The organism is Thioclava sp. IC9, from assembly GCF_002213225.1.
GTDB lineage: Bacteria > Pseudomonadota > Alphaproteobacteria > Rhodobacterales > Rhodobacteraceae > Thioclava > Thioclava nitratireducens.
Genome location: NZ_NBNX01000008.1, coordinates 54316 through 68886, shown reverse-complemented (window position 1 = coordinate 68886; position 14571 = coordinate 54316). Strand labels below are relative to the sequence as shown.

Annotated in this window: 11 protein-coding genes; 1 reads left to right on the top strand and 10 read right to left on the bottom strand. The window is 62.1% G+C overall.

All coding sequences use genetic code 11. From position 1 onward, the window contains the following. Positions 1 to 4 precede the first annotated feature (4 nt). The 10 genes from B6V76_RS17410 to secE all read right to left on the bottom strand — a co-directional run bounded on the left by B6V76_RS17410 (position 5) and on the right by secE (position 13822). Positions 5 to 754, bottom strand: coding sequence for a glycosyltransferase family 2 protein (locus tag B6V76_RS17410; protein WP_075773833.1), 750 nt, complete (start codon positions 752 to 754; stop codon positions 5 to 7). A gap of 117 nt (positions 755 to 871) precedes the next feature. Further along, entirely contained in the window at positions 872 to 1582 is a 711-nt protein-coding gene (locus tag B6V76_RS17405) for a hypothetical protein (RefSeq protein WP_088728036.1), read from the bottom strand. Positions 1583 to 1717: 135 nt separating this feature from the next. Next, positions 1718 to 5944, bottom strand: coding sequence for a DNA-directed RNA polymerase subunit beta' (rpoC, locus tag B6V76_RS17400; protein ID WP_075773831.1), 4227 nt, complete (start codon positions 5942 to 5944; stop codon positions 1718 to 1720). Between the two features lie 50 nt (positions 5945 to 5994). Further along, on the bottom strand, positions 5995 to 10131 hold the full coding sequence (gene rpoB, locus B6V76_RS17395) for a DNA-directed RNA polymerase subunit beta (protein ID WP_075773830.1): 4137 nt from the start codon (positions 10129 to 10131) through the stop codon (positions 5995 to 5997). 249 nt (positions 10132 to 10380) lie between these two features. Beyond that, entirely contained in the window at positions 10381 to 10755 is a 375-nt protein-coding gene (rplL, locus tag B6V76_RS17390) for a 50S ribosomal protein L7/L12 (protein ID WP_075773829.1), read from the bottom strand. A gap of 66 nt (positions 10756 to 10821) precedes the next feature. Beyond that, positions 10822 to 11334, bottom strand: coding sequence for a 50S ribosomal protein L10 (rplJ, locus tag B6V76_RS17385; protein ID WP_075773828.1), 513 nt, complete (start codon positions 11332 to 11334; stop codon positions 10822 to 10824). 258 nt (positions 11335 to 11592) lie between these two features. After that, positions 11593 to 12291: a 50S ribosomal protein L1 gene (gene rplA / locus B6V76_RS17380; RefSeq protein ID WP_075773827.1), complete on the bottom strand. Its 699-nt coding sequence runs from the start codon at positions 12289 to 12291 to the stop codon at positions 11593 to 11595. A gap of 3 nt (positions 12292 to 12294) precedes the next feature. Continuing rightward, entirely contained in the window at positions 12295 to 12747 is a 453-nt protein-coding gene (gene rplK, locus B6V76_RS17375) for a 50S ribosomal protein L11 (RefSeq protein ID WP_075773826.1), read from the bottom strand. A 106-nt stretch (positions 12748 to 12853) separates the two neighbouring features. After that, a complete protein-coding gene (gene nusG / locus B6V76_RS17370; protein ID WP_075773825.1) occupies positions 12854 to 13393 on the bottom strand; it encodes a transcription termination/antitermination protein NusG in 540 nt (179 codons plus the stop codon). Positions 13394 to 13636: 243 nt separating this feature from the next. After that, entirely contained in the window at positions 13637 to 13822 is a 186-nt protein-coding gene (secE, locus tag B6V76_RS17365; protein WP_075773824.1) for a preprotein translocase subunit SecE, read from the bottom strand. Positions 13823 to 14062: 240 nt separating this feature from the next. Here secE and B6V76_RS17360 point away from each other — a divergent pair, with 240 nt between their 5' ends. Further along, complete coding sequence (locus tag B6V76_RS17360) at positions 14063 to 14554, top strand: DUF4405 domain-containing protein (protein ID WP_088722238.1); 492 nt, start codon at positions 14063 to 14065, stop codon at positions 14552 to 14554. Positions 14555 to 14571: the final 17 nt, after the last annotated feature.

Here is a 14571-nt window from a genome sequence, read left to right as displayed (position 1 = left end):
GGCGTCACTCCTCGCGCGCCACTTCTCCGGGCTGCGCTTTCTTGCGCCGACGGAGAAGCCACGCAACGCCCATCAGGTCGACGATGCCGACAAGACCGCGCTGCAGATTGTTGTAATTCGAGCTGCCGCCGCCGCGCGAGCGGTGGGCCACGTCGACATGGGCCACCTGCCACCCATCGCGCGAGAACAGCGCGGGGAGGTAGCGATGCATATGGTCGAAATAGGGCAGCGCCAGAAACGCCTCGCGCCGGAACGCCTTGAGGCCGCAACCGGTGTCGCGGGTTCCATCCTTGAGGATCGCGCCGCGGATCTTGTTCGCGAGCTTGGACGCCAGCTTCTTCGACATCGTGTCCTGCCGCCCGACGCGTTGCCCCGCGACCAGCCCGATCATCTCGGAGCCCTCGGCGCGCAGCGGCGCCATCAGCGCAGGCAGTTCCGACGGCGGGTTCTGACCGTCACCATCGAGCGTGCAGATGATGTGGCCCTTCGCGGCCCGAACGCCCGAATGCACGCCCGCGCTCTGACCGCCCGAAGCCCGCTGACCGGCGGCGTTCAAATGCTGCAGCAGACGCAGGTTCGGATGGGTCTCCATGCGCTCGCGCAGAATCTGGTCCATCCCGTCATCCGAGCCGTCATCGACCACGATCACCTCGTAGTCGCAAACCGGCGCGCAGGCGGCGTCGATCTCGTCGAGGAGCCCCGCGATGTTGGGCGCCTCGTTCTTTGCCGGGATGACGATGGAAATCTCGGGCATGGGTGCCAGAACTCTTTTGTCGCTGCGCCACGGTAGCGCCGAAGGTGCGGCTCTATTAGACCTGCGACCCGGTCTTGTAAACGGATCATGCCGGGACAGCCGCCCCCCTGTGGCCGATCAGCCGAATTTCGCGAAAAGCTGCGCGTAGCTCGCTTTGAGGGCATTTCGCATCTCCATCGCGCGCTCCATGTCGCCCGCCATCGCCGCATCATAGAAAAACGCGACGGAGACCGCGAAGCCGTCCACGAGTTTTTGATAGCTCATATCGGCGTCGGCCTCCGGCGCCGGATGCTTGACGACCTGCGCCGCGAGGTAGCTCAGAAGCGAGGCATCCGCGATCAACTGGCGCGCGCCCTCGCCGCCCATCCCGACGTAATCGCGGGCGAGCACCTTTTCCATTTCCGCGTGATAGGCATTCATCCGGTCCGAGAAGCCGACGACACCGTTGCGCAGGTGCAGATCGCCGATACTCTCACGCACCCCTTCGAGGGTCTCATGCGCCTCGGGCAGGTTCCCGGCGGCCACCTCTTCCTCGGCCTTCGCGGCCAGTTCGCCGACCTTGTCGAAGGTCGCACCGAGCACCGCGTCATCGGCATATTGCGGCGGCGGCGAAGCGGTCCATTCGTCCGACAGGGTCTGCCACTCTCCGACGAAGCGATCGAGCGCGGCCTTGGTTTCCGGCTGCTTGCCCTGGTTCGACAGGAACAACGCCGCACGATAGTCCCCATAGGCCTTGCGCAGCTGGGCCTCCGCATCCTGATAGGCTCCTGCGAAAGCAGGCAACGCGATCAACGCGCTCAGCGCAAACGGGGTGACAAAGCGGATCATCGGGGTCCCTCCTCCGGCAAACAGGCTTTCGCCTTTCGACGTTACACTGCCCCACGGATCGGGTTCGCGCAAAGAAAAACCCCCGCGCGAGCGATCGCGCGGGGGTGTGTCATATCGTCTCCAACCGGAGTTGGATCAATCGCGGCTTTCGGGCGTCTCGACCGGACCGAAATCGGCTTCTTCCTCGGTCGGAGCCGCCAGCGCTGCCGCGGCTTCCGCCTCGGCCTGACGCTGCTGGATGACCTTGGAGTCGCGCTCGGTCGCGATCTTGCGGACCTTGGTGGTCGCGCCACCGGTACCCGCCGGGATCAGACGGCCGACGATAACGTTCTCCTTGAGGCCCACGAGCTTGTCGCGCTTGCCCTGCACCGAGGCTTCGGTGAGGACGCGGGTCGTCTCCTGGAAGGAGGCCGCCGAGATGAACGACCGGGTCTGCAGCGACGCCTTGGTGATGCCGAGCAGCACGGGTTCGCCATGCGCCGGACGCCCACCACGGGCCGCGACCTTGTCGTTCTCCTCGTCGAACTCGACCTTGTCGACATGTTCGCCCTTGAGGAGCGTCGTATCGCCGGAGTCGAGGATCTCGATCTTCTGCAGCATCTGGCGAACGATCACCTCGATGTGCTTGTCGTTGATCTTCACGCCCTGCAGTCGATAGACGTCCTGCACCTCGTTGATGAGGTAGTCGGCCAGAGCCTCGATCCCCATGATGCGCAGGATGTCGTGCGGCGCCGGGTTGCCATCCATGATGTAGTCACCCTTCTGCACGAAGTCACCTTCCTGCACCGGGATGTGCTTGCCTTTCGGCACCATGTACTCTGCCGGCTCCAGACCCTCGTCACGCGGATCGATCGCGATCCGACGCTTGTTCTTGTAGTCCTTGCCGAAGCGCACATAGCCATCGATTTCGGCGATGATCGCGTGATCCTTGGGACGGCGTGCCTCGAAGAGTTCGGCCACACGCGGCAGACCGCCGGTGATGTCCTTCGTCTTCGCGCCTTCGCGCGGAATACGCGCAACGACGTCGCCCGCCTTCACGTCCTGACCGTCTTCCACCGAGAGGATCGCGTCCACCGACATGGTATAGGTCACCGGGTTGCCCGCTTCGTTGCGGACCGGTTCGCCATCCTCGCCGAGGATCAGAACTTCCGGCTTCAGATCGTTGCCCTTGGGCGCAGCGCGCCAGTCGGACACGATCTTCTGGGTCATGCCGGTCGCATCGTCGGTATCCTCGCGAACGGAGATACCCGAGATAAGGTCCACGAAGCGCACCTTACCGGGCTTCTCGGCGATGATCGGCAGGGTGTAGGGATCCCATTCGATCAGCTTGTCGCCGCGCTTGACCGTTTCGCCATCCTTCACGAAGACCTTGGTGCCGTAGCCGATCTTGTGCGAGGCAAGCTCGTCACCCTGATCGTTCACGATCACGATCTGCATGTTCCGGCCCATGACGATTTGCTCGTCCATCTCGTTGAGGATGATGTTGGCGTTACGGAACTCGATCTTGCCTTCCTGGCTTGCCTCGAGGAACGACTGCGAGCCACCCTGAGCAACACCGCCCAAGTGGAAGGTCCGCATCGTCAGCTGCGTACCGGGTTCACCGATGGACTGCGCGGCGATGATGCCCACCGCTTCGCCCTGGTTCACCAGCGTACCGCGTGCGAGGTCGCGACCGTAGCAGAGCGCGCAAACGCCCTCTTCGGCCTCACAGGTCAGCGCCGAGCGGATACGGACGGATTGGACGCCCGCCTGCTCGATCGCGTCGGCCTTGCGCTCGTCGATCAGCTCGCCGGCGCGGACGATCACTTCGTCCTCGCCCGGAACCGTCACGTCATCCGCTGCGACACGGCCCAGCACGCGCTCCGAGATCGGAGCGACGACTTCGCCGTCGTTCACAGCCGCCGACGCGGTGATCGCGCGGTCGGTGCCGCAATCATGCGTACGCACGATGCAGTCCTGAGCGACGTCCACCAGACGACGGGTCAGGTACCCCGAGTTCGCCGTCTTCAGTGCGGTATCCGACAGACCCTTACGGGCGCCGTGGGTCGAGTTGAAGTATTCAAGAACGGTCAGACCTTCCTTGAAGTTCGAGATGATCGGCGTCTCGATGATCTCGCCGTTCGGCTTGGCCATGAGGCCACGCATGCCGCCCAGCTGCTTCATCTGCGTCACCGAGCCACGCGCACCCGAGTGGGCCATCATGTAGACCGAGTTCGGTTCCTGCTCGGCGCCATTCTCGTCGTATTTCGGCGCCGAGATGGTGTTCATCATCGCGTCGGTGACCTTGTCGTTACACTTCGACCATGCATCGACGACCTTGTTGTACTTCTCACCCTGGGTGATCAGACCGTCCATGTATTGCTGTTCGAAGTCCTTGACCTGGTCGCGGACGGTTTCGACGATGTCCCACTTGTTGTCCGGGATCACCATGTCGTCCTTGCCGAACGAGATGCCCGCCTTGAACGCTTCCTTGAAGCCCATGCCCATGATCTGGTCGCAGAAGATGACCGACTCTTTCTGACCGCAATAGCGGTAGACGGTGTCGATCGTGTTCTGCACGTCTTTCTTACGCAGAAGACGGTTCACCAGCTCGAACGGAGCTTTCGCGTTCAGCGGCAGCAGCGCGCCGAGGCGCACCCGGCCGGGCGTGGTCTCGAAACGCTGGTAGACCTCGTTACCTGTTTCGTCGATCTGCTTGATCCGCGCGGTGATCTTGGCGTGCAGATGCACTTCGCCCGAATTGAGCGCGTGCTCCACTTCCTCGACCGAGGAGAAGGACATGCCTTCGCCCTTCATGCCTTCGCGTTCCATGGTCACGTAGTAGAGACCCAGAATCATATCCTGCGAAGGAACGATGATCGGCGCGCCGTTGGCGGGCGACAGAACGTTGTTCGTCGACATCATCAGCACGCGCGCTTCCAGCTGGGCTTCCAGCGAGAGCGGGACGTGGACGGCCATCTGGTCACCGTCGAAGTCAGCGTTGAACGCCGAGCAGACGAGCGGGTGCAGCTGGATCGCCTTGCCTTCGATCAGCATCGGTTCGAACGCCTGGATACCCAGACGGTGCAGCGTCGGCGCACGGTTCAGCAGCACCGGGTGCTCGCGGATGACCTCGTCGAGGATATCCCACACTTCGGGACGCTCTTTCTCGACCAGCTTCTTCGCCTGCTTCACGGTGCTCGACAGGCCTTTGGCCTCGAGGCGCGAGTAGATGAAGGGCTTGAACAGTTCGAGCGCCATCTTCTTCGGCAGACCGCACTGGTGCAGCTTGAGTTCCGGGCCGGTCACGATGACCGAACGACCCGAGAAGTCGACGCGCTTACCCAGAAGGTTCTGACGGAAGCGACCCTGCTTACCTTTCAGCATGTCCGAGAGCGACTTCAGCGGGCGCTTGTTGGTGCCCGTGATGACGCGACCACGACGGCCGTTGTCGAACAGCGCATCGACCGATTCCTGCAGCATCCGCTTTTCGTTGCGCACGATGATGTCGGGCGCACGCAGTTCGATCAGACGCTTCAGACGGTTGTTCCGGTTGATCACGCGACGATAGAGATCGTTGAGATCCGAAGTCGCGAAACGGCCACCGTCGAGCGGGACGAGCGGACGCAGTTCCGGCGGGATCACCGGAAGCACGGTCAGCACCATCCACTCGGGACGGTTGCCCGACTCGAGGAACGACTCGACGATCTTCAGACGCTTGATGATCTTCTTCGGCTTCAGCTCGCCCGTGGCTTCCTTCAGCTCCTCGCGGAGCTGCTCGGCCGTGGCTTCGAGATCGATGCCAGCGAGCATTTCACGGATCGCTTCCGCGCCGATATTGGCGGTGAAAGCATCCGCGCCGTAGGTGTCCTGCGCGTCGAGATACTCTTCTTCGGACATCAGCTGACCGTATTGCAGGTCGGTCAGACCCGGCTCGATCACCACGAAGTTTTCGAAGTAGAGGATACGCTCGAGGTCGCGCAGCGTCATGTCCAACATCAGGCCGATGCGCGAAGGCAGCGACTTGAGGAACCAGATGTGAGCGACGGGCGAGGCCAGTTCGATGTGGCCCATACGCTCGCGGCGCACTTTCTGGAGGGTGACTTCGACGCCGCATTTCTCGCAGACGACGCCGCGATACTTCATGCGCTTATATTTGCCGCACAGGCATTCGTAGTCCTTGATCGGGCCAAAGATGCGCGCGCAGAACAGACCGTCACGCTCGGGCTTGAACGTACGGTAGTTGATGGTTTCCGGCTTTTTGATTTCACCGAAGGACCAGCTCAGGATCCGCTCCGGCGAGGCGAGCGAGATCTTGATCTCGTCAAACGCCTTCGGCTGCGCGAGCGGGTTGAACGGGTTTTGGGTCAGTTCCTGGTTCATCTGTAAATCCTTGAATGAGGGCGGAAGGGCTTAGAGGAGGGCCGAAGCCCTCACTCCTCATCCTCCGCGTCCAGGAGTTCCATGTTGAGGCCGAGGCCCCGGACCTCTTTGACGAGAACGTTGAACGACTCCGGCACGCCGGCTTCGAAGTTGTCCTCACCTTTGACGATCGACTCGTAGACCTTCGTCCGGCCTGCCACGTCATCCGACTTCACCGTCAGCATCTCCTGCAGGGTGTAGGCGGCGCCGTAAGCTTCCAGAGCCCAGACCTCCATCTCCCCGAGACGCTGACCGCCGAACTGCGCCTTACCACCCAGCGGCTGCTGCGTGACGAGCGAGTACGGACCAGTCGAACGGGCGTGCATCTTGTCATCGACGAGGTGGTGAAGCTTCAGGAAGTACTTCACACCCACCGTGACCTGCCGCGCGAACTGCTCGCCGGTGCGGCCATCGAACACGATCGACTGACCGGATTCGTTGAAGCCCGCACGCTTGAGCGCGTCGTTGATGTCAGCCTCCTTGGCGCCGTCGAAGACCGGGGTCGCGATCGGAACGCCGGTGCGGACGGCTTCGGCGCTCTCGATGAACGCTTCGTCATCCATACCTTCGATGATCTCACCGTAGGTCTCGTCGCCATAGCCGATCTTCATCGCCTCGCGAACCGGGGTCAGGTCGCCGTTACGACGATAGGCTTTCAGCGCCTCGTCGATCTGGTTGCCCAGACCGCGCGAAGCCCAGCCCATGTGCGTCTCGAGAATCTGACCGACGTTCATGCGCGACGGCACGCCCAGCGGGTTCAGCACGAGATCGACAGGGGTGCCATCGGCGAGGAACGGCATGTCTTCCATCGGAACGACTTTCGACACAACGCCCTTGTTGCCGTGACGGCCAGCCATCTTGTCGCCAGCCTGAAGCTTGCGCTTCACAGCCACGAAGACCTTGACCATCTTCATCACGCCCGGAGGCAGATCGTCGCCCTGACGGACCTTCTCGACCTTGTCCTCGAAGCGCAGGTCGAGCGCGCGCTTCTGCGCCTCGAACTGGTCGTTGAGGGCTTCGACTTCCTTGGCGTCGCCCTCGTCTTCGAGCGCGAGCTGCCACCACTGGCCCTTCGACAGGGTGCCCAGCAGTTCTTCGTCGATGGTCGAACCAGCCTTGACGCCTTTCGGCCCCTTCACGGCGGTCTTGCCGGTGATCAGGGTCTTGAGACGCGCGTAGATGTTGCGCTCGAGAATGGCGAGCTCGTCGTCCCGGTCACGGGCCAGACGCTCGACTTCCTCACGCTCGATCTGCAGCGCACGCTCGTCCTTGTCGACGCCGTGACGGTTGAAGACGCGGACTTCCACGATCGTGCCGTAAGCCCCCGGCGGCAGACGCAGCGAGGTGTCGCGCACGTCCGATGCCTTCTCGCCGAAGATGGCGCGGAGGAGTTTCTCTTCCGGCGTCATCGGGCTTTCGCCCTTCGGCGTGATCTTACCGACGAGAATGTCACCCGGCCCCACTTCGGCGCCGATATAGACGATACCGGCCTCGTCGAGGTTGCGCAGGGCTTCCTCGCCGACGTTCGGGATGTCGCGGGTGATCTCTTCCGGACCGAGCTTGGTATCGCGCGCCGCCACTTCGTATTCGTCGATATGGATCGAGGTGAACACGTCGTCGCGGTGGATCCGCTCGGAGATCAGGATCGAGTCTTCGTAGTTGTAGCCGTTCCACGGCATGAAGGCGACGACCACATTGCGACCGATAGCCAGTTCGCCCATGTCGGTCGACGGACCGTCAGCGACGATCTGCCCCTTCACCACCCGGTCGCCCACTTTCACGATCGGACGCTGGTTGATGGTCGAGGACTGGTTCGAACGCTTGAACTTGCGCAGACGATAGATGTCCACGCCCACATCGCCCGCTTCGAGATCGTCGGTCACGCGGATAACGATACGCTGCGCATCGACCTGGTCGATGATGCCGCCGCGGTTCGCCATGATCGCAGCGCCGGAGTCGCGTGCGACGGTCGCTTCCATGCCAGTGCCGACATAGGGAGCTTCCGAGCGCAGAAGCGGCACGGCCTGACGTTGCATGTTCGCACCCATCAGAGCGCGGTTGGCGTCGTCGTTTTCGAGGAACGGAATGAGCGCTGCACCGACCGAGACCAGCTGCTTCGGCGACACGTCGATCAGGTCCACCATTTCCGGCGGGTTGAGCGCGTATTCGCCCGACTGGCGGGTCGAGACAAGATCGTTGATGAACTTGCCGTTCTCATCGAGAGTCGCGTTCGCCTGCGCCACGGTGTGACGCATTTCCTCGGTCGCGGACATGTAGACCACCTCGTCGGTGACCTGACCGTCGGTAACCTTGCGGTACGGGGTTTCGATGAAGCCATACTTGTTCACGCGGGCGAAGGTGGCCAGCGAGTTGATCAGGCCGATGTTCTGACCTTCCGGCGTCTCGATCGGACACATCCGACCGTAGTGGGTCGGGTGAACGTCGCGCACCTCGAAGCCGGCACGCTCACGGGTCAGACCGCCCGGACCGAGCGCCGACAGACGACGCTTGTGCGTGACTTCCGACAGCGGGTTGGTTTGGTCCATGAACTGCGACAGCTGCGAGGAACCGAAGAATTCACGCACCGCGGCCGCGGCCGGTTTCGCGTTGATCAGATCCTGCGGCATGACCGTGTCGATCTCGACCGAGGACATACGCTCCTTGATGGCGCGCTCCATGCGCAGCAGGCCGACGCGATACTGGTTTTCCATCAGTTCGCCGACCGAACGCACACGGCGGTTGCCGAGGTGGTCGATGTCGTCGATCTCGCCCTTGCCGTCGCGCAGCTCCACCAGGCCCTTGATGCAGGCGATGATGTCTTCGCGGCGCAGCGTGCGCTGGGTGTCCGGCGCATCGAGGTCGAGACGCATGTTCATCTTGACGCGGCCCACGGCCGAAAGGTCGTAGCGCTCGGAGTCGAAGAACAGGCTGTTGAACAGGGTTTCCGCGGCCTCGACGGTCGGCGGCTCGCCCGGACGCATGACGCGGTAGATATCCATGAGCGCGGTTTCCCGGTTCATGTTCTTGTCCGACGCCATGGTGTTGCGGATGTAGGGACCGACATTGACGTTATCGATGTCGAGCACCGGGATCTCGGTGATGCCGTTGTCGATCAGGGTCTTGATCGAACCGCCCGAGAGTTCCCCGTTCTTGTCGTATTCCGCCGTCAGCTCGTCGCCGGCTTCGATGTAGATGAAGCCGGTTTCCTCGTTGATGATGTCCTTGGCGCAGAAGCGGCCCATGATGTGATCGAACGGCACGAGCAGCTCGGGAACCGAGTTGTCGTCACGCCATTTCTTGACCATGCGCGGGGTCGCCTTGTCGCCCGCCTTCAGGATCACTTCGCCCGACGCCGCGTCGACGAGATCGAAGGTCGGACGGGTGCCGCGCACGCGGTCGGGGAAGAACTTGGTGACCCAGCCCGACTTGCCCTTCGCGGTGTAGGTGACGGTCTCGTAATAGGCATCCATGATGCCTTCCTGGTCGAGCCCCAGCGCATAAAGCAGCGTCGTCACCGGCAGTTTCCGGCGGCGGTCGATACGCGCGAACACGAGGTCCTTGGCGTCGAATTCGAAGTCCAGCCACGAGCCGCGATAGGGAATGATGCGGCAGGCGAACAGCAGCTTACCCGAGGAGTGGGTCTTGCCGCGGTCATGGTCGAAGAAAACGCCCGGCGAGCGGTGCATCTGGCTCACGATGACCCGCTCGGTGCCGTTCACGATGAACGTACCGTTCTTGGTCATGAGGGGCATATCCCCCATGAACACGTCTTGTTCCTTGATGTCCTTGACCGAGCGCGCGCCGGTTTCCTCGTCCACATCGAACACGATGAGGCGCAGGGTCACCTTGAGCGGCGCCGAATAGGTCATGTCGCGAGCCTGGCACTCGTCGACATCGTATTTCGGTTTTTCGAGCTCGTATTTCACGAACTCCAGGATGGCGTTGTCGTTGAAATCCTTGATCGGGAAGACCGACTGGAAAACGCCCTGGATACCCTCGCCATCGGTGGGCTGGTCCACTTCGCCGGAGCGCAGGAACAGATCGTAGGAGGATTTCTGAACCTCGATGAGGTTCGGCATTTCGAGGACTTCGTGGATTTTGCCGTAATAGCGACGGATGCGTTTCTGACCAACGTAAGCTTGAGCCATGCTCTGCGTGACCTTTCGTCTCTTCGCGGCACATGCAATGTCGGGGCCCATTGCACGCCGCAAGGCGAATGAAGGGGGGGGCGGTTCCATACCTGCCTTCCGTCCCACCGGAAGGCTCCCGAACCGCGAACACCGCCTTGGAGAGGGCTTCAGGGCGCCAAAGCCCTCTCCGAGACAGGTTCGGCTGGGCCCGGGAAAACCCCGGACCCAGCCCATTTTTCAGATCGGATGCGGACGCATCCGGCTCGCTTACTTGAGCTCGACTTTCGCGCCAGCGTCTTCGAGCTTTTTCTTGATCTCTTCGGCTTCCGCTTTCGCAGCGCCTTCCTTGACCTTGCCGCCAGCTTCAACGAGCTCTTTGGCTTCTTTCAGGCCCAGGCCGGTGATGCCACGGACTTCTTTGATCACGTTGATCTTCTGAGCGCCAGCTTCGACGAGAACGACGTCAAATTCGTCTTTCTCTTCAGCAGCTTCTTCGCCACCAGCAGCCGGACCAGCCATCATGACGGCGCCACCAGCAGCCGGCTCGATGCCGTATTCGTCTTTCAGGATGGTTTTCAGTTCCTGGGCTTCCAGGAGGGTCAGACCCACGATTTCTTCGGCGAGTTTTTTCAGATCAGCCATTTTTCAGTTCCTAGATTTGGGTTTCCAACGTCGCGGTTTCAAGCCGCTACGGGACAAGTCGATTGCTTACGCAGCCTTTTCCTCGATGGTGGAAAGGATGCTCGCGATGTTCGAAGCAGGCGCGCCAACGGCACCGGCGATGTTCGAAGCGGGTGCGCCGATCTGCGACACGATCTGAGCGATGAGCTCTTCACGCGACGGCATGTCAGCGACAGCTTTGACACCAGCGATGTCGAGTGCCGAGTCTCCCATTGCGCCGCCGAGGATCGAGAGCTTCTCGTTCTCTTTGGCATAGTTGACGACCACTTTCGCCGCAGCGACAGGGTCCTCGGAATAGGAAAGCACGGTCATGCCCGTCAGGTATTCAGCGATGCTTTCGCAGGGCTGACCTTCAAGGGCGATCTTGGCGAGCTTGTTCTTGGCAACACGAACCGAACCACCCGCTTCACGCATGCGTGCGCGGAGGTCCTGCATGTTAGCAACCGTCATGCCTTCGTAGTGAGCAACCACTACGACGCCAGAGCTTGCGAAGATCTGGCCGAGTTCCTCGACCACTTTCTCTTTTTGGGCTCTATCCACAGTTACACTCCAAGTATGGGGGTTTCCCCCCGGCTCTCATTGTCCCGGTTTCCCGGGGTCGGGTCCGAAGGGCCCGAGGCCAGATCGCCCGAGATCGGCCCGAAGGCCCAAACCCGGAATTGGTCTCGATCCCCATCTCAGGAAGGAAATTAAGCCGTCACCTTGCGGGATCTGGCACCCTCCGTCTCGGACAGGTCAGGGCGGAGACTTTAGGCCGCCGCCCCACCACCCACCGAGGTTTCCCCCGGTGGAATTCTCTTAGTTGCCGGTCGCCGACGTGATGTCGACTGCGACGCCCGGGCCCATCGTCGAGCTCAGGGACACCTTCTTCATGTAGGTGCCCTTGGCGCCGGCGGGCTTGGCTTTGGTCACGGCATCCACGAAGGCGCGGATGTTTTCGGCCAGTTGCTCCTCCGAGAAGGAGACCTTGCCGATGCCGCCATGAATGACGCCGGCCTTTTCGACTTTGAACTGAACCTGGCCACCTTTCGCCGCTTCGACAGCCGCTTTCACGTCCATCGTCACGGTGCCGACCTTCGGGTTCGGCATCAGGTTGCGCGGGCCCAGGACCTTACCCAGACGGCCGACGATCGGCATCATGTCCGGGGTCGCGATGCAGCGATCGAATTCGATCGTGCCGCCCTGAATGGTTTCCATCAGGTCCTCGGCGCCGACGATATCGGCCCCGGCTTCCTTGGCCTCATCCGCTTTCGCGCCACGAGCGAAGACAGCCACGCGGACGGTCTTGCCGGTGCCGTTCGGCAGAGCGACGACGCCACGAACCATCTGGTCGGCGTGACGGGGGTCAACACCGAGGTTCATCGCGATCTCGAGGGTCTCGTCGAATTTCGCGTTCGCGTTCGACTTGATCAGCGAAACGGCTTCCTCGACGGAGACGTTCGACTTGCCGGCGAAGGCTTCGCGGGCGGCTTTGGTGCGTTTACCGAGCTTTGCCATGACTTAGCCTTTCACCTCGATGCCGATCGACTTCGCGGAGCCGAGGATGATGTTCATCGCGCCTTCGATGTCGTTGGCGTTCAGGTCCTTCATCTTCGCTTCGGCGATCTCACGCACCTGTGCGGCGGTGATGGTCGCGGCGGTGACGCGGCCCGGAGCTTCCGAACCCTTCGGACGGTTACGCTTGCCGACCGGCTTGAGACCGGCCGCCTGCTTGATCATGAAGCTAGCCGTGGGCTGCTTGATCTCGAAGGTGAACGACTTGTCGGCGTAGTAGGTGATGATCGTCGGGATCTTCGCCTGCTTGTCCATTTCCTGCGTCTTGGCGTTGAACGCCTTGCAGAATTCCATGATATTGATCCCGCGCTGACCCAGCGCCGGACCGACCGGCGGGGACGGGTTCGCGCCGCCTGCCGGAATTTGCAGCTTGAGCTGCCCAACAACTTTCTTGGCCATGTGGCCCTCTCCTTATCACTGTCACGCCCCTAGGGGGTCGCGAAGTTTAGTGGTTCGGTCCGGGCCTCCCTGTCGCGCAGGGCCCCTCGCCTCCCACGGCTCCCACTCAGGCGGTTTTCTGCACCTGCGTGTATTCCAGTTCGACCGGCGTCGGCCGACCGAAGATCGAGACGGTGACTTTCAGGCGGCTCGCCGCCTCGTCCACTTCCTCGACCATGCCCGAGAAGCCCTCGAAGGGCCCGTCGGTCACATTCACGTTCTCGCCGACCTCGAAGGTGATGAGACTGCGCGGTGCCGCCTGCTCACCCGATTCGTCGACACGGCTGAGGATGCGGTTCACTTCCGCATCGCCCATCGGCATCGGCCGACCCTGCGGCCCGAGGAACCCGGTGACCCGGTTCGTCGAGTTGATCAGGTGATAACCCTTGTCGGTCATCTCCATCCGCACCAGCACGTAGCCCGGCATGAAGCGACGTTCGGAGGTCACTTTCTTGCCGCGACGCACCTCGATCACTTCTTCGGTCGGCACCAGAACCTCTTCGATCTGGTCTTCCAGACCTTGATCGATCACGGCCTGACGGATTTGCTCGGCCACTTTCTTCTCGAAGTTCGAGAGAACGCTTACCGAATACCAACGCTTCGCCATGCCGATTCTTTGCCTCTTGCCGCCGACGCCGGGGCGCCGAAAATTCCTGTTATTTCACGGGATTACCCGCGCTTCCCAGAATAAAAAACAGCGCGCACCACGCGAATCGATGCACGCCGCCTCTGGGAAAGTCCCGCCCCTTTACCGCCGGAGCCCTGTGATTTCAAGAGCGTAAGGCTGGAGCGCGATCACTTCCTTGCCGCAACTGCGAATTAGGTCTGGCGGCGAGCGCCCGGGGGCCTATCAGCTCCCGATCACCTGCGTCACGCCGAGACGGATCACCCAGTCCACCAGCGAGAAGAAGATTGCCGTCAGTGCCGCCATCGCCAGCACCATGCCGGTCGTCAGGAGAACTTCGCGGCGGCTCGGCCAAGCCACCTTGCCCGCTTCCGAGCGCACCTGCTGGAGAAACTGGAGTGGGTTTGCCATCGTCGTCGTTCCTTACGCGCCCAATGCGGCGCCCTTGAGCCGAAAAAACCGCGCCGCTTTCGGCGCAACTGCCGCCAGATACTTGCTCCCCTCGCGGATTTCAAGGCTGTTGCGCCTTCCTGCCCCCGCGCAAGCGTCATGCGCGGGCTGCAAGGCGGCTTTGAGGACGGAAATTTGCTCGCCCCGCGTGGCAGTTGATGTCCGCAAACGCACGCGGTCGCAGTTTCACAGGAGCCTTCAATGCCCGCAATCCTCAACCGCTACGCCACGCCGCTCATCACCGGTCTTTTTCTCGTATCGCTGGTCTCGGGAATCGCCCTTTTCTTCCATTGGGGCAGCGCGTGGTTTCACGGGATGCACGAATGGCTCTCGATGGTTTTGATCGTGCCTTTCGGACTGCACATCTGGAAGAACTGGCGACCGATGAGCTGCTACCTGAAGCGCGCGCCGATGGCGCTGGCGCTTGCCCTCTCCCTCGTCGCGGCACTCGCCTTCGCGCTTCCCTCCGTCATCGGGCCGGAGAACGGCGCGCGCCGGGGTCCGCCGCAATTCGCGATCGCCCAAGCGCTGTTCGACGCACCGCTGTCCGAGGCCGCCCCGGTGCTGGGAATGTCGGGAACGGATGCCGCCGCCAAACTGGGAGCCACCGTGACGCAAAGCCTGACTGAGATCGCCACGGCGCAGGACAGCTCCGCCGCGGCGCTGGCCGAACAATTGATGGTGCAGCCGTAATGACGCCGGCCGCGTCA

Coding starts and splice junctions, on each gene's coding strand:
- B6V76_RS17410 (WP_075773833.1), bottom strand. CDS start 754: ATGCCCGAGATTTCCATCGTCATCCCGGCAAAGAACGAGGCGCCCAAC.
- B6V76_RS17405 (WP_088728036.1), bottom strand. CDS start 1,582: ATGATCCGCTTTGTCACCCCGTTTGCGCTGAGCGCGTTGATCGCGTTG.
- rpoC (WP_075773831.1), bottom strand. CDS start 5,944: ATGAACCAGGAACTGACCCAAAACCCGTTCAACCCGCTCGCGCAGCCG.
- rpoB (WP_075773830.1), bottom strand. CDS start 10,131: ATGGCTCAAGCTTACGTTGGTCAGAAACGCATCCGTCGCTATTACGGC.
- rplL (WP_075773829.1), bottom strand. CDS start 10,755: ATGGCTGATCTGAAAAAACTCGCCGAAGAAATCGTGGGTCTGACCCTC.
- rplA (WP_075773827.1), bottom strand. CDS start 12,291: ATGGCAAAGCTCGGTAAACGCACCAAAGCCGCCCGCGAAGCCTTCGCC.
- rplK (WP_075773826.1), bottom strand. CDS start 12,747: ATGGCCAAGAAAGTTGTTGGGCAGCTCAAGCTGCAAATTCCGGCAGGC.
- nusG (WP_075773825.1), bottom strand. CDS start 13,393: ATGGCGAAGCGTTGGTATTCGGTAAGCGTTCTCTCGAACTTCGAGAAG.
- secE (WP_075773824.1), bottom strand. CDS start 13,822: ATGGCAAACCCACTCCAGTTTCTCCAGCAGGTGCGCTCGGAAGCGGGC.
- B6V76_RS17360 (WP_088722238.1), top strand. CDS start 14,063: ATGCCCGCAATCCTCAACCGCTACGCCACGCCGCTCATCACCGGTCTT.